This window comes from Streptomyces sp. NPDC048696 (assembly GCF_043198895.1).
Lineage (GTDB): Bacteria > Actinomycetota > Actinomycetes > Streptomycetales > Streptomycetaceae > Streptomyces.
In genome coordinates this window covers 219,337-240,760 of the sequence record NZ_JBICVJ010000005.1, presented here as the reverse complement: position 1 = coordinate 240,760, position 21,424 = coordinate 219,337, and the positions used below count along the sequence as shown (strand labels likewise).

The 21,424-nt window shown below is 73.2% G+C and carries 2 protein-coding genes; both read left to right on the top strand.

Annotation, left to right across the window (positions count from 1 at the left end; translation table 11 throughout):
* Positions 1-201 precede the first annotated feature (201 nt).
* Positions 202-17,442 (top strand): non-ribosomal peptide synthase/polyketide synthase, encoded by a 17,241-nt coding sequence (locus ACGFRG_RS12570; RefSeq protein WP_393263474.1) that lies wholly within the window; start codon positions 202-204, stop codon positions 17,440-17,442.
* Positions 17,439-21,389: an amino acid adenylation domain-containing protein gene (locus ACGFRG_RS12565; protein WP_393263472.1), complete on the top strand. Its 3,951-nt coding sequence runs from the start codon at positions 17,439-17,441 to the stop codon at positions 21,387-21,389. Before ACGFRG_RS12570 ends, ACGFRG_RS12565 begins: the two co-directional genes overlap by 4 nt.
* Positions 21,390-21,424: the final 35 nt, after the last annotated feature.

Here is a 21,424-nt window from a genome sequence, read left to right as displayed (position 1 = left end):
ATCTGACGGTCCCTTATCACGTTTGGCCGGAAGTCGACTCGTCAAGGCTCGATGATAGAGTCCGATCTTGTTCGACTTTGGAAAGCGTGTGCGGGGGTGGTGTGAGAACCCGTACGCCGGGGGGCCAGAGGAAGACTGTCCCCCGATAATGCGTGGGGGATTCTCTAGGTGTTCGGCGGATCGCAGTCTGCAGGCCATCCTTTGTCGACGGCGCAGGAGCGCGTCTGGTTCGCCCAGAAGCTGGCTCCGGACAGCCTTCTCTACAACCTCAACGGTTACGTGGAAATTCACGGGACGTTCGTCCCGGAATTGTTCGAGAGCGCGCTGCGCCGGGCGATCGACGAGGCCGAGGCGCTGCGGGCCACCTTCACCGAAGTGGACGGCGTACCACGGCAGTCGGTGCGCGACTGGCGCGACTGGCCGCTGCCCCACGTGGACCTGACAGGCGAGAGCGACCCGCGTGCGGCGGCCTTCGCGGCCATGCAGGAAGACCTCGACCGGCCCTTTGACCTGCAAAACGGCCCGCTCTTCGTGCAGATGCTGTTCAAGGTCGCCCCGGACCGCTTCTTCTGGTACATGAGGACGCATCACATCGTCTGTGACGCGTATGCGTTCAACCTCCTCGTGCAGCGTGTCGCCGACTGCTACAGCGCGCTCGTTGCGGAAGAAGAGATTCCCCTCACTTCGTTCTCGCCGCTCGCCGAGTTCGTCGCCGAGCACGAGAAGTACACCGAGAGCGAACGCAGTACCCGGGACCACGACTACTGGCTCGAACGGTTCGGCGACGACCCGGAGATCCTGAATCTCCCCGACCGCGCCACCGGCCTGTGGGCCGAGTCCAAGCGGTACGAGGCATGGCTGGAACCGGAGTACTTCGCCGAGATCAAGCGCCTCGCCCGCGAGGCGCGCTCGACCTGGCAGGTCACCCTCACCGCCGCCGCGGCCGCGTATCTGCGCCACTTCACCCGCGCGGCCGACGTCGTCCTCGGCTTCCCCGTCACCGGCCGCCTGACCTCTGTCACCCAGGCGACCCCCGGCATGGCCTCCAACGTCCTGCCGCTGCGCCTGGCCGTACGCCCCGAGATGTCCTTCCTCGATCTGCACCGGCACGTCGGCCAGGAGATGCGGGGCCTGCTGCGCCACCAGCGCTACCGGGGCGAGGACCTGCGCAAGGACCTCGGGCTCGGCGGCCACTCGCGCCGTATGTTCGGCCCGTCCATCAACTTCCTGCCGCTGGACGAGGGGCTGCGGTTCGGCCCGTGCACGGCGGCCGCGCACGGCATGCCCAGCGGTCCCGTCGACGACCTGGTGATCGTCTTCGAGGGCGGCTCCGGCGACGACGGCATCGGCGTGCGCATCGCGGGCAACACCGCCGCGTACGGCGCCGAGGACATCGACGGCCACGGCCGCCGCTTCGTCGCCTATCTGCGCGCCCTGACCGCCGACCCCGCGCGGGCGATCGGCTCGGTCGACGTCATGGCCGAGGACGAGCGCCACCGCGTCCTGACCGAGTGGAACCCCACGGCCACCGATCTCGACGCGGGCACCATCCCGTCCTGGTTCGAGGCGCAGGCCCGCCGCACCCCGGACGCGGTCGCGGTGGTGTACGAGGGCACGACCCTGACGTACGGCGAGCTCAACGCCTGGGCCAACCGGCTCGCCCACCACCTGATCGCCCGGGGAGCCGGGCCCGAGCGGCTGGTCGGCTTGGTCCTGCCGCGCTCCGCCGAGCTCGTGGTCGCGGTCCTCGCCGTACTCAAGTCCGGCGCCGGATATCTGCCCGTCGACCCGGACGCGCCCGCCGCGCGCCGCGCCGCCGTGCTGGAGGAGGCCGGTCCCGTACTCGTCCTGGACGGCGTCGAGTCCGTGGCCGCCGCCCGGCACGAGGGCACGTCCGCCGACCCCACCGACGCCGACCGCACCACGCCGCTGCGGGCCGACCACCCCGCGTATGTGATCTTCACGTCCGGCTCCACGGGCCGCCCGAAGGGTGTGGTGATCCCGCACTCCAACGTCACCCGCCTCTTCTCCGCCACCGCCGACCGGTTCGGCTTCGGCGAGCAGGACGTGTGGACGCTGTTCCACTCGTACGCCTTCGACTTCTCGGTGTGGGAGCTGTGGGGCGCGCTGCTGTACGGCGGCCGCCTGGTCGTCGTGCCGCACACCGTCTCGCGCTCGCCCGAGGCGTTCCGCGCGCTCCTCGCCGAGCAGCGCGCCACGGTCCTCAACCAGACCCCGTCGGCGTTCTACCAGCTCATCCAGGCCGATCAGCGCCACCCCGACAGTGAACTCGCCCTGCGTTACGTGATCTTCGGCGGCGAGGCGCTGGCCCCGGGGCGGCTCGGCGAGTGGTACGACCGGCACCCCGACGACCGGCCGACGCTGGTCAACATGTACGGCATCACCGAGACGACCGTGCACGTCACCCAGCAGGCGTTCACCCGCGAGAGCGCGGCGAGCGACAACGGCAGCACCGTCGGCCCCGCCCTCGCCGACCTGCGCGCCTACGTCCTGGACGCCGCCCTGCGCCCGGTCCCGCCCGGCGCGACCGGCGAGTTGTACGTGGCCGGTGACGGTCTGGCCCGGGGCTATCTGAACCGGCCGGGCCTGACCGCCGACCGCTTCGTGGCCAACCCGTACGGCCCGGCGGGCAGCCGGATGTACCGCACCGGCGACCTGGCCCGCTGGACGGCCGACGGACTGCTCGCCTACGAGGGCCGCGCCGACCAGCAGGTGAAGATCCGCGGCTTCCGCATCGAGCTCGGCGAGATCGAGTCCGTGCTCGCGCGCCACCCGAAGGTCGCCCAGGTCGCGGTCGTCGTCCGCGAGGACCGGCCCGGCGACAAGCGCCTCGTCGCCTACGCCGTGTTGCGCGAGGACGCGCTGGACCCGGCGGAGCTGCGCGCGTACGCGGGCGAGTCGCTGCCCTCGTACATGGTGCCCGCCGCCGTGGTGGCCCTGGACGCGCTGCCGCTCACCCCCAACGGCAAGCTGGACCAACGCGCCCTGCCCGCCCCGACGTTCGAGGGCGACGACGCGGGCCGCGCGCCGCGCGACGCGCGGGAGGAAATCCTGTGCGGGCTCTTCGCCGAGGTCCTGGGCGTGGAGCGGGTCGGCATCGACGACAGCTTCTTCGACCTCGGCGGCCACTCGCTGCTCGCCACCCGCCTCGCCGTGCGCGTACGCGCCGAACTCGGCACCGAGGTCCAGCTGGGCACGCTCTTCGAGTCGCCGACCGTCGCGGGGCTCGCCTCCCAGCTCGCCGAGGCCCCGTCCGTACGGCCCGCGCTCGTACCGATGCGGCGGCCGGACGCCGTTCCGCTCTCCTTCGCCCAGCAGCGGCTGTGGTTCCTCGACCAGGTGGAGGGCGGCGGCTCGACGTACAACATGCCGCTGGCCCTGCGGCTCACCGGTGCACTCGACCGGGGCGCCCTGGAGTCGGCGCTCGCCGATGTGGTCGGGCGCCATGAGTCGCTGCGCACGGTGTTCCCGGACGTGGACGGCGAGGCGCGCCAGGTCGTGCTCGGCTCCCGCGAGGTGCCGGTCCCGGTCGTGGACACCGACGAGGAGGCGCTGCCCGCGCTGCTCGACGCGGCGGCGGCCACGGTCTTCGACCTGGCCCGCGAGATCCCGGTGCGCGCCACCCTCTTCTCGCTCGGCGCGCGCGAGCACGTGCTCGCCCTGGTGCTGCACCACATAGCCGGTGACGAATGGTCCATGGCGCCGCTGGCGCAGGACCTGGCCGCCGCGTACACGGCCCGCGTCGACGGCCGGGCTCCCGAGTGGGAGCCGCTGCCGGTGCAGTACGCGGACTACGCGCTGTGGCAGCGTGAACTCCTCGGCGACGAGAGCGACCCGGCGAGCCTCGCGCACGAGCAACTGACGTACTGGAAGAGCGCGTTGGCGGCGCTGCCGCAGGAGCTCGACCTGCCCGCCGACCGGCCTCGCCCGGCCGTCGCCAGCCACCGGGGCGCGGCCCTGCCCGTCCGCCTCGACGCGGAGCTCCACCGGGCTCTGCTGAACCTCGCCTCGGAGCGCCGCGCCACCCTCTACATGGTGCTCCAGGCCGGTCTCGCCGCCCTGCTCACCCGGCTCGGGGCGGGCGACGACATCCCCGTCGGCAGCCCCATCGCCGGACGCACCGACGAAGCCCTGGACGATCTGGTCGGCTTCTTCGTCAACACCCTGGTGCTGCGCACCGACACCTCCGGCAACCCCGGCTTCGCCGAGCTCGTCGACCGGGTGCGCGCCGCCGACCTGGCCGCCTACGCCCACCAGGACCTGCCGTTCGAGCGCCTGGTCGAGGTGCTGAACCCGCTGCGCTCCGCCAATCGGCAGCCCCTGGTGCAGATCCTGCTCGCCCTCCAGAACACCCCGGGCTCCACGATGGAGCTGCCGGGCCTGGAGCTCGACCGGTACGGGGTCCACCCCGGTGGCTCCAAGTTCGACCTGTCGCTCAGCCTCACCGAGACGCGCGGCGCCGACGGCTCCCCGGCGGGCCTGGAAGGCTTCGTCGAGTACAGCACCGACCTGTTCGACCGGGACACCGTCGAGCTGCTGACGGCCCGCCTGACGCGCCTGCTCCTGGCCGCGGCCGCCACGCCCGAACTGCCCATCGGCGACCTGGAGTTGCTGACGGACGCCGAGCACGCCCAGCTGACCACCGGGTGGAACGACACCCGCAAGGACCTCCCGGCGCTCACCATCCCCGAGCTGTTCGAGGCGCGGGCAGCCGCCGCCCCGGACGCGCCCGCCGTCGTCTTCGGGGAGAGCATCCTTTCGTACGAGGAGCTGAACAGCCGCGCCAACCGGCTGGCCCGGCTGCTGATCCGGCGGGGCATCGGCCCCGAGGACACGGTGGCGCTGATGCTGCCGCGCTCGGCCGAACTGCCCGTCGCGGTGCTCGCCGCGCTCAAGGCCGGCGCCGCCTATCTTCCGGTCGACCCCGCCTATCCGGCCGAGCGCATCGCGTATCTGCTCACCGACGGGCGGCCCACCCTCACCCTGGTCGCCCAGGGCGCGACGGCCGGGCTGCCGGGCGGTATCGCGTACCTGGAGCTGGACCAGGAAGCCGCGTCCGGCCTCCCGTCGCACGACGTCACCGACGCCGAACGCCGCAGTCCGCTCCTGGCCGCCCACGCGGCCTACATCATCTACACCTCGGGCTCCAGCGGCCGCCCCAAGGGTGTGGTGTGCACCCACACCGGTGTCGCCGGACTCCTGGACGCCGACGGGCTCCTGGAGGTGGGACCCGGTGACCGGGTGCTCCAGTTCGCCTCGCTGAGCTTCGACGCGGCGTTCTGGGAGTTCGCCATGGCGCTGCTCTCCGGCGCCACCCTGGTCCTCGCCTCACCGGATCAACTGCGGCCCGGCGCCCCGCTGGTGGAGCTGGCCGCGCGGCACCAGGTCAGCCATCTGCTGCTGCCGCCGTCCGTGCTCGACGTGCTGGCGCCCTCCGACCTGCCCACGGTCCGCACCCTGCTCGTCGGCGGCGAGGCCTCCTCCGGAGAGCTGGTGGCCCGCTGGTCCCCCGGCCGCCGGATGATCAACGCGTACGGCCCGACCGAGATCACCGTGTGCGTCACCATGAGCGGCGCGCTCTGCGGTGACCAGCGGCCGCCGATCGGCACGCCGGTCACCAACATGAGCGCGTACGTCCTGGACGAGCGGCTGCGGCCCGTTCCGGTGGGTGTCGCGGGAGAGCTCTATCTCGCGGGCGACGGTGTGGCGCGCGGCTATCTGGGCCGCGCGGGTCTGACGGCCGAGCGCTTCGTGGCGTGCCCGTTCGGCGCGCCGGGTGAGCGGATGTACCGCTCCGGCGACCTGGCCAGGCGCCGGGCCGACGGCACCCTGGAGTACCTGGGCCGGGCCGACGAGCAGGTCAAGATCCGTGGCCACCGGGTGGAGCTCGGCGAGATCGAGTCCGTGCTGGCCGCGCGGCCGGGCGTCGCCCAGGCCGCCGTGGTGACCCGGGCGGACCGCCCCGGCCAGCTGGTGGCGTACGTCGTGCCGACGGACTCCGCACACGGTGTGGACGCGGCCGAGCTGCGGGCGCAGGTGGCCCGGGTGCTGCCGGAGTACATGGTTCCGGCGGCCGTGGTGAGCCTCGACGCGCTGCCGCTGACGCCCAACGGCAAGCTGGACCGCAAGGGTCTGCCCGCGCCGGACTTCGACATGGCGGTGTCGGGCCGTGCGCCGCGCACCCCGCGCGAGGAGGTCCTGTGCGGCCTGTTCGCCGAAGTGCTCGGTGTCGACCGGGTCGGCATCGACGACAGCTTCTTCGAGCTGGGCGGCCACTCGCTGCTCGCGACGCGCCTGGTGAGCCGCATCCGTTCGGTGCTCGGCGTGGAGCTGGCGCTTTCGGCGCTGTTCGAGACGCCGACGGTCGCGGGTCTGGCCGGGACGGCCGACGAGGCGGAGTCCGCGCGCCCCGCGCTGGTCTCGCGCGAGCGGCCCGAGTCGGTGCCGCTGTCCTTCGCCCAGCGGCGGCTGTGGTTCCTCAACCGCCTGGAGAGCGTGGACGCGCTCTACAACATGCCGCTGGTGCTGCGTCTGCGCGGCACGGTGGACGCCGACGCCCTGCGGGCCGCCCTCGGCGATGTGGTCGGCCGCCACGAGTCGCTGCGGACGGTGTTCCCGGACGTGGACGGCGAGGCGCGCCAGGTCGTCCTCGGCTCCTGCGAGGTGCCGCTGGCGGTCACGGCGACCGACAAGCGGGGACTACCCGCGCTCCTCGACGCGGCCGCCAAGCAGCCGTTCGACCTCTCCCGCGACCTGCCGGTGCGAGCCGGTCTCTTCTCGCTCGGCGAGAGCGAACACGTACTCCTGATGGTGCTGCACCACATCGCGGGCGACGGCTGGTCGATGGCGCCGCTGGCGCGCGACCTCGGCACGGCGTACGCGGCCCGCCTCGACGGCCGGGCTCCCGAGTGGGAGCCGCTGCCCGTGCAGTACGCGGACTACGCGCTGTGGCAGCGCGACCTGCTCGGCGACGAGAGCGAGCAGGGCAGCCTGGCGCTGCGCCAACTCGACTTCTGGCAGCAGGCGTTGGCCGAGCTCCCGGAGGAGCTGAACCTGCCGACCGACCGCCCCCGCCCGGCCGTGGCCAGCCACGCCGGCGGCCGCGTGGCGGTGGACTGGGACGCCGAACTGCACCGGGGGATCGCGGAGTTCGCCCGCGAGTCGTCGTCCTCGGTGTTCATGGTGGTCCAGGCCGCTCTGGCCGCGCTGCTCAACCGGCTCGGCGCGGGCGAGGACATCGCGATCGGCAGCCCGATCGCGGGGCGGACCGATGAAGCCCTCGATGACCTGATCGGCTTCTTCACGAACACGCTCGTACTGCGTACGGATGTGTCCGGGCAGCCCACCTTCCGTGAGCTGGTCTCGCGGGTGCGGACGGCTGATCTGGCGGCGTACGCGCATCAGGACGTTCCGTTCGAGCGGCTGGTCGAGCTGGTCAATCCGGCTCGTTCCCGGGCCCGGCATCCGCTTTTCCAGGTGCTTCTCGCCTTCCAGAACACGCCCGAGGTCTCCCTCGAACTGCCCGGACTCACCATCGGTCTCGAACCGGTCGACACGGGCGTCGCCAAGTTCGACCTGTCGTTCAACGTCCAGGAGCAGCACGGCGACCAGGGCCCGGCCGGTATCGGCGGCACCCTCGAATTCAACGGCGACCTCTTCGACCGCGAGAGCGCCACGGCGATCGCCGCGCGGCTTGAGCACATGCTGCGCGCGCTGCTCTCCGACCCGGACCGGCCGGTCAGCCGTGTCGACCTCCTCGGCGCGGACGAGCGGCAGCGCGTCCTGAAGGGGTGGAACGCCACAGCGAGTGCGGTGGCCCACGCCACGTTGCCGGAGCTCTTCGAGGGGCAGGCCGCCCGGACCCCGGACGCGCCCGCCGCCCGGCAGGGGGACGAAACCCTCACCTACGCCGAGCTGAACGCGCTGGCCAACGGTGTGGCGCGGGAGCTGACCGCGCAGGGCGTCGGCCCCGAGGACCTGGTCGCGGTGGCCATGCGGCCCTCGCCGCGTCTGCTGGCCGCGCTGCTCGGCGTCCTCAAGTCCGGTGCCGCCTACCTCCCGGTCGACCACGACTACCCGGCCGACCGCATCGCGTACATGCTGCGCGACGCCGCGCCCGTCCGGCTGCTGACGACGCGGGACGCGGTCGAGGGCCGCGCCGAGTTCGACGGGGTCGCGCGCGTCCTCGCCGACGCCGTCGCCCCCGTCGCCGAGAACCCGACCGACGCGGACCGCGTCCGTCCGCTGCGGCCGCACCACCCGGCGTACGTCATCTACACCTCGGGCTCCACCGGCACGCCCAAGGGTGTGGTGGTGGAACAGCGCAACCTCGTCGACTACCTGGAGTGGGCCGGCCGGAGCTACCCGAGCGCGGGCGGGTCCGCACTGCTGCACTCGTCCGTGTCCTTCGACATGACGGTCACCGCGCTCCTGACGCCGCTCACCGTCGGCGGCTGCGTCGTCGTGGGCCGCCTCGACGAGAGCGAGCTCCCGGCCACCGCGCCGACCCTGCTCAAGGCGACCCCCAGCCATCTGCCGATCCTCCAGGCCCTGCCCCGGCACGCCTCGCCCACGGGCGACCTGCTGCTCGCGGGCGAGCCGCTGACCGCCGAGGCGCTGCGCGACTGGCGCGCCGCCCACCCGGACGTGACCGTACGCAATGTCTACGGTCCGACCGAGACCACGGTCAGCTGCACCGAACATCGCGTCGAGCCGGGCACGACCCCGGCCTCCGGCCCGCTGCCGGTCGGTCGCCCGCTCGCCAACACCCGGCTGTACGTGCTGGGTTCGGGCCTCCAGCCGGTTCCGGCCGGGGTGCCCGGCGAGCTGTACGTGGCGGGCGGCGGCGTGGCACGCGGCTACCTGGGCCGCCCGGGCCTGACGTCCGAGCGCTTCGTGGCGTGCCCGTTCGGGGCGCCTGGTGAGCGGATGTACCGCACGGGCGACCTGGTGCGCTGGAACGCGGAGGGCGAGCTGGAGTATCTGGGCCGCGCCGACGACCAGGTGAAGGTGCGGGGCTTCCGCATCGAGCCGGGCGAGATCGCGGCGGTCCTGGGCCGTCACCCGTCGGTGGCGCAGGCCGCCGTGGTGGTACGGGAGGACCGGCCGGGGGACAAGCGCCTGGTGGCGTACGTCGTACCGGCGGACTCCGTACGCGGTGTGGAGGCGGCCGAGCTGCGGGCGCATGTCGCGGGCGCGCTGCCCGAGTACATGGTCCCGGCCGCCGTGGTGGCCCTCGACGCGCTGCCGCTGACGCCCAACGGCAAGCTCGACCGCAAGGCGCTGCCCGCGCCGGACTTCGACGCCGTGGTGTCGGGCCGTGCGCCGCGCACCCCGCGCGAGGAGGTCCTGTGCGGCCTGTTCGCCGAAGTGCTCGGCGTGGAGCGGGTCGGCATCGACGACAGCTTCTTCGACCTCGGCGGTCATTCGCTGCTGGCCACGCGTCTGGTGAGCCGCATCCGTTCGGTGCTCGGCATCGAGCTGGCGCTTTCGGCGCTGTTCGAGACGCCGACCGTGGCGGGCCTCGCGGCCATCTCGGCGGACGCGGACGCGGCACGCCCCGCGCTGGTCCCGATGGACCGGCCCGACGCGGTGCCGCTCTCCTTCGCCCAGCGTCGGCTCTGGTTCCTCAACCGTCTGGAGAGCGTGGACGCGCTCTACAACATGCCGATGGTGCTCCGGCTCACGGGTGAACTCGACCGTGGCGCCCTGGAGTCGGCCCTGGCCGATGTCGTCCATCGCCACGAGTCCCTGCGTACGGTGTTCCCGGACGTGGACGGCGAGGCGCGTCAGGTCGTGCTCGGCTCCTGCGAGGTGCCGCTGCCGGTCACGGACACCGATGAGCAGGCGCTCCCCGCGCTCCTCGACGCGGCCGTCAAGACGGGCTTCGACCTGTCCACCGACATCCCCCTGAAGGCGTTCCTGTTCGCGCTGGGCGAGGCCGAGCACGTACTGCTCGTATCGCTGCACCACATCGCGGGCGACGGCTGGTCGATGGCGCCGCTGGCCCGCGACCTGGGTACGGCGTACGCGGCCCGGTGCGACGGCCGCACCCCGGACTGGCGGCCGCTGCCCGTGCAGTACGCGGACTACGCGCTGTGGCAGCGCGACCTGCTCGGCGACGAGAGCGATCCCGACAGCCTCGCGCACGACCAACTCGCCTTCTGGCAGGGCGCGTTGGCGGCCCTGCCCGAAGAGCTCGACCTGCCGACCGACCGCACCCGCCCCGCCGTCGCCAGCCACCGGGGCGGCATGGTCCCGTTCGCGTTCGACGCCGAGCTGCACCGCGAGCTGGTGGAGTTCGCCCGGGAGTCGTCGTCCTCGGTGTTCATGGTCGTCCAGGCCGCTCTGGCCGCGCTCCTGAACCGGCTCGGGGCGGGCGAGGACATCCCGATCGGCACCCCGATCGCGGGGCGTACGGACGAAGCGCTCGACGACCTCGTCGGGTTCTTCACGAACACGCTGGTGCTGCGCACCGATGTGTCCGGGCAGCCGACGTTCCGTGAGCTGGTTTCGCGGGTGCGGACGGCTGATCTGGCGGCGTACGCGCATCAGGACGTGCCGTTCGAGCGGCTGGTCGAGCTGGTCAACCCGGCCCGTTCCCGGGCCCGGCACCCGCTCTTCCAGGTCATGCTGGTCTTCCAGAACACGCCCGAGGTCCACCTCGAACTGCCCGGCCTCACCATCGGGGCCGAGCCGGTCGGCACGGACGTCGCCAAGTTCGACCTGGTCTTCAGCCTGCGCGAGCAGGCCGACGAGGCCGGGGTCGCGACCGGTATGAACGGCGTCCTCGAATTCAGCGGCGACCTGTTCGACACGGACACCGCCACCGGCCTGGCACGGCGGCTGCACAGCCTGCTGCACGCGGTCGTCGGCGACCCGGACCGCCCGGTCAGCCGCGTCGACGTGCTCGACGCGGACGAGCGGCAGCGCGTCCTCACCGACTGGAACACCAACGGCGCGTCCATAGCCCCGGCGACGCTGCCCGAGCTGTTCGAGGCGCAGGTCGCCCGCACCCCCGAGGCGACGGCCGTGCTGCACGACGGCGAGGCGCTGAGCTACGCCGAGCTGAACGCCCGTGCCAACCGGCTCGCCCGGCGCCTGGTCGCCCAGGGCGTACGGCCGGACACCGTGGTCGCCCTTGCCCTGCCCCGGTCGGCCGAGCTGGTGCTCGCCGCCCTCGCCGTGGTCAAGGCGGGCGCGGCCTATCTGAACATCGACCCGGACTACCCGGCCGAGCGCGCCGCCTACATGTGCGCGGACGCCGCGCCCCTGGGCCTGCTCACCGTCGGCGACGCGGGCCACCGGGTGCCCGACAGCGTGCCGCGCTGGCGCCTGGACGACCCGGAGTTCACCGCGACGGCGTCGGACGCGGACCTCACCGACGCGGACCGGATCTCCCCGCTGCGCACCGGCCACCCCGCGTACGTCGTCTACACCTCCGGCTCCACCGGCAAGCCGAAGGGCGTCCTGGTCACCCACCGTGGTCTGGCCAGCCTCGCTGTCTCCCATCAGGAGGCGCTGGGCGTGGACGGCGAGTCGAAGGTGCTGCAGTTCGCCTCGCTCAGCTTCGACGCCTCGGCCGGTGAGCTGGTCATGACCCTGCTGGCCGGTGCCACCCTGGTGGTGCCGCGCCCGGAGCAGGTCATCGGCGACGCGGTCGTACGGCTGATGGCGCAGACCGGCGTCACGCACGCCATGCTGCCGCCCGCGTTCGTGGCGACCCTGGACCCGGAGAGCGTGCCCACCCTGCGCGGGCTGATCACCGGTGGCGAGGCGTGCCCGCCCGAGGTGACCGCGCGCTGGTCGCAGGGCCGGACCATGCTCAACGCCTACGGCCCGACCGAGTCGACCGTCTGCGCCACCCTCAGCGCCCCGCTGACCGGCGCCATATCCGCGCCGATCGGCCGCCCCATCCCCAACACCCGTGCGTATGTCCTGGGTTCGGGCCTTGAGCCGGTCCCGGCCGGTGTCATGGGAGAGCTCTACCTGGCGGGCGACGGCGTGGCGCTCGGCTATCTGAACCGTCCGGACCTCACCGCCGACCGCTTCGTGGCGTGCCCGTTCGGGGCCCCTGGTGAGCGGATGTACCGCACGGGCGACCTGGTGCGCTGGAACGCGGAGGGCGAGCTGGAGTATCTGGGCCGTGCGGACGACCAGGTGAAGGTGCGGGGCTTCCGTATCGAGCCGGGTGAGATCGCCGCCGTACTCGACCGCCACGCGTCGGTGGCTCACTCCGCCGTCGTCGTACGGGAGGACCGGCCCGGCGACAAGCGTCTCGTGGCGTACGTCGTACCGGCGGACTCCGTACGAGGCGTCGACGCGGCCGAGCTGCGGGCGCATGTCGCGGGCGCGCTGCCCGAGTACATGGTCCCGGCCGCCGTCGTCGCGATGACCGCCATCCCGCTCTCGCCGACCGGCAAGGTGCACCGCGAGGCGCTGCCCGCGCCGGACTTCGACACGGCGGTGTCGGGCCGTGCGCCGCGCACCCCGCGCGAGGAGGTCCTGTGCGGCCTGTTCGCCGAGGTCCTCGGTCTGACCCGGGTCGGCATCGACGACAGCTTCTTCGAGCTGGGCGGCCACTCGCTGCTCGCGACGCGGCTGGTGAGCCGGATCCGTTCGGTGCTCGGTGTCGAACTCCCGCTGGCGACCCTGTTCGAGACCCCGACCGTGCTCGGCCTCGCCGTGGCCTGCGCCGACGCGGAGTCGGCCCGCCCGGCGGTGGAGCCGAAGGACCGGCCCGACCCGCTGCCGCTCTCCTTCGCCCAGCACCGCCTGTGGATGCTGAGCCAACTCCATGACGCGGACGCGCTCTACAACATGCCCGTCGTGCTGCGGCTGACCGGCACCGTGGACGGCGACGCCCTCCAGGCGGCGCTGGCCGATGTCGTCACCCGGCACGAGTCGCTGCGTACCGTGTTCGTCGAATCCGACGGGCGCGCCGAGCAGCGCATCCTGGCCCCGGCCGAGGCGGCCTTCTCGCTGACCTTCGTACGCGCCGACGAGCAGGCGCTGCCCGGCCTCCTGAAGTCGGCCGCGAGCGCGGGCTTCGACCTGTCCCGCGAGATACCCGTACGGGCCTCGCTGTTCACTGTCGACGAGAGCGACCACGTCCTCGCCATCTCGCTGCACCACATCGCGGGCGACGGCTGGTCGATGGCGCCGCTGGCGCGCGACCTGGGCACGGCGTACGCGGCCCGTCTGGAGGGTCGGGCCCCGGACTGGCGGCCGCTGCCCGTGCAGTACGCGGACTACGCGCTGTGGCAGCGCGACCTGCTCGGCGACGAGAGCGAGCCCGACAGTCTCGCGCACGGTCAACTCGCCTTCTGGCGAGACGCGTTGGCCGGTCTTCCCGATGAGCTGGAGCTCCCCACGGACCGGCCGCGCCCGGCCGAGTCGAGCCATGTCGGCGGCCGGGTGGCTGTCGACTGGGACGCGGAACTGCACCGCGAGCTGGTGGAGTTCGCCCGTGAGTCGTCCACGTCCGTGTTCATGGTGGTCCAGGCGGCCCTCGCGGCCCTACTCAACCGCTTGGGCGCCGGTGAGGACATCCCGATCGGCAGCCCGATCGCCGGACGCACCGATGAAGCCCTCGATGACCTGATCGGGTTCTTCACGAACACGCTGGTGTTGCGTACGGATGTGTCGGGTCAGCCGACGTTCCGTGAGCTGGTCTCGCGGGTGCGGACGGCGGATCTGGCGGCGTACGCGCATCAGGACGTGCCGTTCGAGCGGTTGGTCGAGCTGGTCAACCCGGCTCGTTCCCGGGCCCGGCATCCGCTCTTCCAGGTGCTGCTCGCCTTCCAGAACACGCCCGAGGTCTCCCTCGAACTGCCCGGACTCACCATCGGGGCCGAGCCGGTCGACATCGGCGTCGCCAAGTTCGACCTCTCCCTGAGCCTTCAGGAGGGCGCGGACGCGGACGGCATCCGGGGCATGCTCGAATACAGCACCGACCTGTTCGACCACGCGAGCGCGGAGCTCATCGCGGCCCGGCTCGGGCGGCTGCTGCACGCGGCCGTCACCGACCCGGACCGGCCGCTCGCCCTCGTCGACATCCTCGGCGCCGACGAGCGCCACCAGGTGCTCACCGCGTGGAACGCCACCGAAGCGGCGGTCGCGGGGCTCGACTCGACCGTGCACGCCACCTTCGAGGAGCTGGCGCGGCTGCGCCCCGACGCGGTCGCCGTCACCTCCGGCCCGCTGCATCTGACCTACGGCGAGCTCGACCGCCGGGCCAACGGGCTCGCGCACCGCCTGGTCGGCCTCGGGGTGCGCCCCGAGGACCGCGTGGCCGTCCTGCTGGAACGTTCCGCCGATCTGGTGGTCGCGCTGCTCGGCATCCTCAAGGCGGGCGCCGCCTACGCCCCGCTGCACGAGAGCTACCCGGACGAGCGCATGCGGGAGGTGCTGACCGGGTCCGGCGCTCGCGTCCTGGTCACGGACCGCGCCTGGCGCGAGCGCGGGCTGCCCGACAACGCCGAGCACGTGGTCCTCGCCGAGGAGGCCGAGCCGACCGCCACCGCCCCGGACGTGTCGCCCGTGCGGCCGGACGCGCTCGCGTACGTGATGCACACCTCCGGCTCGACCGGTAAGCCCAAGGGCATCGCGATCAGCCACCGCGCGCTGCTCGAACTCGCCCTGGACCCGTCCTGGGCCGAGGGGGAGCGCCATCAGCAGGTGCTGATGCACGCCCCGTACGCCTTCGACATCTCCAACTACGAGCTGTGGGTGCCGCTGCTCGCGGGCGGCCGAGTCGTGCTGGCGCCGCCCGGTGAGCTGGACATCGCCGAGCTCAAGCGGCTGATCGTCGACGAGTCCATCACCGGCGTGCACTTCACCGCCGGTCTCTTCCGGGTCGTCGCCGACGACCTGGGCGACGCCCTCGGCGGCGTCAAGGAGATCCTCACCGGCGGTGACGTGGTGTCGGTGGCGGCCGTGGAGAGCGTGCTGCGCGCCGCGCCGCACGTCGTCGTACGGCATCTGTACGGGCCCACCGAGATCACCCTGTGCGCCACCAACCACCTGGTGGGCGCGGCCGACGAGCTGGGCGACCGGCTGCCGATCGGCCGCCCGATGGCCAACACCCGCACCTATGTGCTGGACGCGGCGCTCGCGCCGGTGCCGGTCGGTGCGGTCGGCGAGCTGTACATCGCGGGCGCGGGCCTGGCCCGCGGCTATCTCGACCGGGCCGCACTGACCGGTGAGCGGTTCGTGGCCGATCCGTACGGGGTCGCGGGCTCGCGGATGTACCGCACCGGCGACCTGGCGCGCTGGCGCCACGACGGCTCCCTGGAGTTCATCGGCCGCGCCGACGACCAGGTCAAGGTGCGCGGCTTCCGTATCGAGCCCGGCGAGGTCGAGGCGGTGCTCACCCGGCACGCCACGGTCGCGCAGAGCGCGGTCGTCGTCCGCGAGGACCGGCCGGGCGACAAGCGGCTCGTCGCCTATGTCGTACCGGCGGACGCCGCCGGTGGCGTGGACGCGGCCGAACTGCGCGCGCACGCGGCCGGTGTCCTGCCCGAGTACATGGTCCCGGCGGCGGTCGTGGCGCTCGACGAGCTGCCGCTGACCCCCAACGGCAAGCTCGACCGGGCCAAGCTGCCCGCGCCCGTCTTCAAGTCCGAGTCCGGGACCGGCGGCGCCCCGCGCACCGGGCAGGAGGAGGTGCTGTGCCGTCTGGTGGCCGAGGTGCTGGGCCTTGAGACGGTGGGCGTCCAGGACAACTTCTTCGAGCTCGGCGGCGACAGCATCGGCTCCATCCAACTGGCCAGCCGGGCCCGCGCGGCCGGTCTCGAACTCGCCCCGAAGGACGTCTTCCGCACCCGCACACTGGCCGAGCTCGCGGCGGTGGCCGGTGAGGTCACCGCGCCCGAGTCGGCCCCGGCCGACGACGGCGAAGGCGAGGTGCCGCTCACGCCGGTCGTGCACGATCTGCGGGCGCGCGGCGGCGACCTCGACGGGCTGCTCCAGTCGGTGCTCCTCCAGGTCCCGGCCGCGCTCACCGAGACGGGGCTCGCGGCGACCCTCCAGGCCGCCGTCGACCACCACGACGTCCTGCGCCTCGAAGTCATGGACGGCGACTGGCGGTTGAGGGTCCGGCCCGTCGGGGAGGTGTCCGCCGCCGACTGTCTGCGCCGGGTCGACCTGACCGGCATGGACGAGGCCTCGGCCCGCGCCCTGATGGCCAAGGAGGCCGTCGCCGCGGGCGAGCGGCTCGCGCCGGCGGACGGTGTGATCTTCCAGGCGGTCTGGTTCGACGCGGGCGACGGGACGTCCGGGCGGCTGCTGCTCACCGTGCACCACCTCGCGGTGGACGGGGTGTCGTGGCGGGTGCTGCTGCACGACCTGAGCACCGCGTGGAGCGCGGTGGCCGCGGGCGCCGAACCCCGCCTCGATCGGGTCGGCACCTCCTTCAGGCGGTGGGCGAACCTGCTCGCCGAGGAGGCCGCCAAGCCGTCCCGTACGGCCGAACTCGCCTTCTGGACCGGGCTCCACGACCGGCCCGAGCAGCCGCTCGGCAGCCGGGAGCTCGACCCGGAGCGGGACACCACCGCGAGCGCCCGCTCGCTCACCGTCTCGCTGCCCGCGAGCGTGACCGAGGCGGTCCTCACCCGGGTGCCCGCCGCCTTCAACGCGGGCGTCAACGACGTGCTGCTGACCGCGCTGGCCCTGGCGTCGCTGTCCGGCCGCGACCGGCCGCAGGGCGAGCCGGTGCTCGTCGAGGTCGAGGGCCACGGCCGGCACGAGGAGCTGGTGGACGGGGTCGACCTGTCCCGCACGCTCGGCTGGTTCACCAGCGTCCACCCGGTACGGATCGAACCGGGCGCGGTGGACTGGGACGACCTGTGGCAGGCGGGCCCGGCCGTCGGCGATGTGCTCAAGCGGGCCAAGGAGCAGCTGCGGGCGGTGCCGGACCAGGGGCTCGGCCACGGTCTGCTGCGCTATCTCAACCCGCAGACGGCACCGGCGATGGCGGCCCTGCCGCTGCCGCAGATCGGCTTCAACTACCTGGGCAGGTTCGACGGTTCGGGCCGCTCCGCCGACTGGGGCCTGGCCCCGGAGGCGGTCCAGGACGGCGGCGCGGACACCCTGCCGGTGACCGCGATGCCGCTGCGCAACCCGCTCACGGTCAACGCGATGACCCGGCCCACGGCCGACGGCGCCGAGCTGCGCGCCGTATGGACGTGGCCGGACGGCGTGTTGACCGAGGCCGAGGTGTCCGCTGTCGCGGACGCCTGGGTGCGCGCCCTCACCGCGATGGCCCGGCATGCCGAACGGGCCGACGCGGGCGGCGCGACCGCGTCCGACTTCGAACTGGTCCGACTGGACCAGGACGAGATCGACGCGTTCGAGGACGAGTTCGGTGATTTCGACGATTTCGGCGATGACTTCATATTCGAGGACGGGGACCAGGAATGACGCGCGCCAAGGCACGCATCGAAGACGTGCTGCCGCTGACGGCCCTGCAGGAGGGTTTCCTGTTCCACTCGCTCTACGACGAGCGGGGCGCCGACGTCTACCACCTCCAGTTCGTGTTCGACCTGCGCGGCGCCCTGGACGCGGGCGCCCTGCGCCGGGCGGCCGACGGGCTGCTGCGCCGGCACGGCAATCTGCGCGGCGCCTTCCGCCAGCGCAAGAACGGCGAGTCCGTCCAGGTGGTGCCGGACCGGGTGCCGGTGCCCTGGCAGGAGATCGACCTGTCCGCGCTGGCCCCGGCCGAACGCGAGGCGCGGCTGGCCGAGGTGCTTGCGGACGACCGTGCCACCCGCTTCGACCTGCGCAAGCCGCCGCTGATCCGCTGCCGCCTGGTCCGGCTCGGCGCGGACGAGCACCGCTTCGTCCTGACGAGCCATCACATCCTGCTCGACGGCTGGTCGGTGCCGCTGCTGCTGCACGAGCTGTTCACCATGTACGCGCACGACGGCGCCGACCACACGCTGCCGCCGGTCCAGCCCTACCGCGACTATCTGCGCTGGCTCTCGGGCCGCGACCGCGCGGACGCCGAGTCGGCGTGGCGGGGCCACCTCGCGGGCCTGGAGGAGCCGACGCTGCTCGGACCGGTCGGCGCGGGCCGCGAGACGGTGGTGCCCGAGGAGACCGAGGCCGGGCTGGACGCGGAACTCACCGCGCGCCTCGCCGAGTTGGCCCGTACCCGTGGGCTCACCCTGAACACCGTGGTGCAGGGCGCCTGGGCGCAGGTGCTCGGCGCGCTCACCGGCCGCGACGACGTCGTCTTCGGCGCCACCGTCTCGGGCCGCCCGCCCGAGCTCGCCGGTGTCGAGTCGATGATCGGCCTGTTCGCCAACACGGTCCCGGTGCGCGTGCGGATGGACCCCGCCGAGTCCGCGATCGCGCTGATGACCCGCCTCCAGGACGAGCGCTCGGCCCTGGCCGCGTACGAATACATGGGCCTCGGCGAGATCCAGCAGCTCGCCGGGACGGGCGGCGAACTCTTCGACACGCTGTACGTGTTCGAGAACTACCCGGCCCCGACCGGCGACGGCAAGCCCGCCTACCAGGGCCTGGAGATCGCGGGCACCGAAGGCAGCGGCGCCGCCCACTACCCGCTGACCCTCACCGTGCTGCCGGGCGCCACGCTCCGGCTGCGCCTGACCTACCGGCCCGACCTGTTCACCGGTGAGACGGTGCTCGGCTGGGCCGACCGGCTGCGTACCGTCCTGCGGTCCCTGGTGGAGGCGCCGGACCGGCCGGCCGCGCACACGGACGTACTCGACGCGGCCGAGCGGCGGCGGATTCTTGAGGAGTGGAACGACACCGCCGCCGAACCCTCGGCGCGGTGCTGGCCCGCCCTCTTCGAGGAGCGGGCGCAGGCCGCCCCGCAGGCCGCGGCCCTCTGGCAGGACGGGTCCGTGATCACGTACGCGGAGCTGAACGCCGAGGCCAACCGGCTGGCGCGGTTCCTGGTGGCCCGGGGCGCCGGTCCCGAGACGGTCGTCGCGCTCGCCCTGCCGCGCTCGCCGCGCCTGGTCGTCGCCATGCTGGCCGTCCTGAAGACGGGCGCCGCCTATCTGCCGGTCGACCTCGGCCACCCGAAGGACCGCGTCGAGGCCATCCTGTCCGGCGCCCGCCCGGCGGCCGTACTGACCACGCTCGACGGCTTGGCCCGGCTGCCCGAAGGCCCGGCCGTCCACTGTCTCGATGATCCTGAACTCGCCGCGGAGATACGGGAGTCGGATGGACGGGATCTGAGTGACGGGGAGCGCAAGGGTCCGCTGCGGCCCGAGCACCCGGCGTACGTGATCTACACCTCGGGCTCCACCGGCGCGCCCAAGGGCGTCGTCGTCGAGCACCGCTCCCTGCTCAACTTCCTCACCGCGATGGGCGAGCGGTTCCCGCTCACCGCCGCCGACCGGATGCTCGCGGTGACCACCGTCGCCTTCGACATCCACGCCCTGGAGCTGCATCTGCCGCTGCTCGCCGGGGCGAGCGTGGTGGTCGCCGACCGGGACACCGTCCTGGACCCCGCGGCGCTCGCCGAGCTGATCGCCGCGAGCGGCGCCACGATCATGCAGGCCACGCCCACGCTGTGGCACTCGCTGCTCTCCGAGCGGGCGTCGGCCGCCGAGGGGCTGCGGATGCTGGTCGGCGGCGAGGCGCTGCCGACCGCGCTCGCCGAGCGCATGGCGCGGACCGGTGCGCAGGCCACCAACCTGTACGGCCCCACCGAGACCACCGTGTGGTCGACCGCCGTGACCCTGGACGCCGGGGCCGAGGGCGGGCCCACCATCGGCCGCCCCATCCGCAACACCCGCGCCTATGTGCTCGACAGCGCGCTGCGCCCGGTGCTCCCCGGGGTGCCCGGTGAGCTGTATCTGGCCGGTGAGGGGCTGGCCCGGGGCTATCTGGATCAGCCGGGCCTCACCGCGAACCGCTTCGTGGCGGACCCGCACGGCCCGGCCGGGACGCGGATGTACCGCACCGGCGACCTGGTGCGGTGGCGCGCGGACGGCGAGCTGGAGTACCTGAGCCGCACCGACCACCAGGTCAAGGTCCGGGGCCACCGCATCGAACTCGGCGAGATCGAGACGGCGTTGACCGCGCACGAGGCGGTCGCCCAGGCGGCGGTCGTGGTCCGCGAGGACCGGCCCGGCGACAAGCGCATCGTCGCCTACGTCGTGCCGGGGCGGGCGGAATCCGCCCTCGACCCCGAGGCGTTGCGGGCCCACACGCGCGGACGGCTGCCGGAGTACATGGTGCCCGCGATCGTCATGGAGCTGCCCGCGCTGCCGCTCACCCCGAACGGCAAGCTGGACCGCAAGGCGCTGCCCGCCCCGGACGCCACGGCGGGCCGCACCACCGGCGGCCGGGCCCCGCGCACCGCCCGCGAGGAGGCGCTGTGCGGCCTGTTCGCCGAGGTGCTCGGCGTGGACTCGGTCGGCATCGACGACGACTTCTTCGAGCTGGGCGGCCACTCGCTGCTCGCCACCCGCCTGGTCAACCGGGTCCGCGCCGAGCTGGGCACCGCCACCTCGATCCGCAGCGTCTTCGAGGCCCCGACGGTCGCGGGCCTGGCCCGGCGGCTGCAGGAGGACGGCGGGGACGGCGGGGACGACGACCCGTTCGAGACGATGCTGCGGCTGCGCGCCGGGCGCGGCGGCACCCCGTACTTCCTGATCCACCCGGTCGTCGGGATCGGCTGGTGCTACACCGGCTTCATCACCCGCCTGGGGCCCGACGCCGGGGTGTACGCCCTCCAGGCGCGCGGCCTGAACCCCGACGACGCCTGCGCCGCCGATCTGCCCGCGATGGCCGCGGACTACGCCGCCCGCATCCGGGAGGTGCGGCCGGAGGGCCCGTACCGCCTGATCGGCTGGTCGTTCGGCGGTCTGGTGGCGCACGAGATCGCCGCCCGGCTGCAGAGCGAGGGCGCCGAGGTCGAACTGCTCGCGCTGCTCGACTCCTATCCCGCGCAGGCGGAGGGGCCCGAGGGCGCGCCGGAGGGCGATCTGCGGCAGGAGATCCTGTCCGTGCTCGCCGACGCGCTCGGCCCGGCGGCCCGCGACGGCCGCACCGGTCCGCTGACGGCGGCCGAGGTCGCCGCCCTGCTGCGCGAGCACGACAGTCCGCTGGCCGACCTGGGCGAGCAGGGCATCGAGGCGCTGCACCGGGTCGCCGCCAACAACCGCAGGATCGCCGGGGAGTTCGTGCCCGGCGTCTTCGACGGTGACGTGCTGGCGTTCCGCTCCGCGCGGGGCGACGGCCCGTACGCCGTCAAGGCCTGGGACGCCCATGTGACGGGCGAGATCCATGAGTTCGACGTGGACTGCACCCATCTGGGGATGACCGCGTCGGCCGCCCTCGACGTCATCACCCGGGTGATCGAGGACCGTACGACAGCCCGCTGAACCACCACCTCACCACCCATAACAAGGAGACACAC

Coding starts and splice junctions, on each gene's coding strand:
- ACGFRG_RS12565 (WP_393263472.1), top strand. CDS start 17,439: ATGACGCGCGCCAAGGCACGCATCGAAGACGTGCTGCCGCTGACGGCC.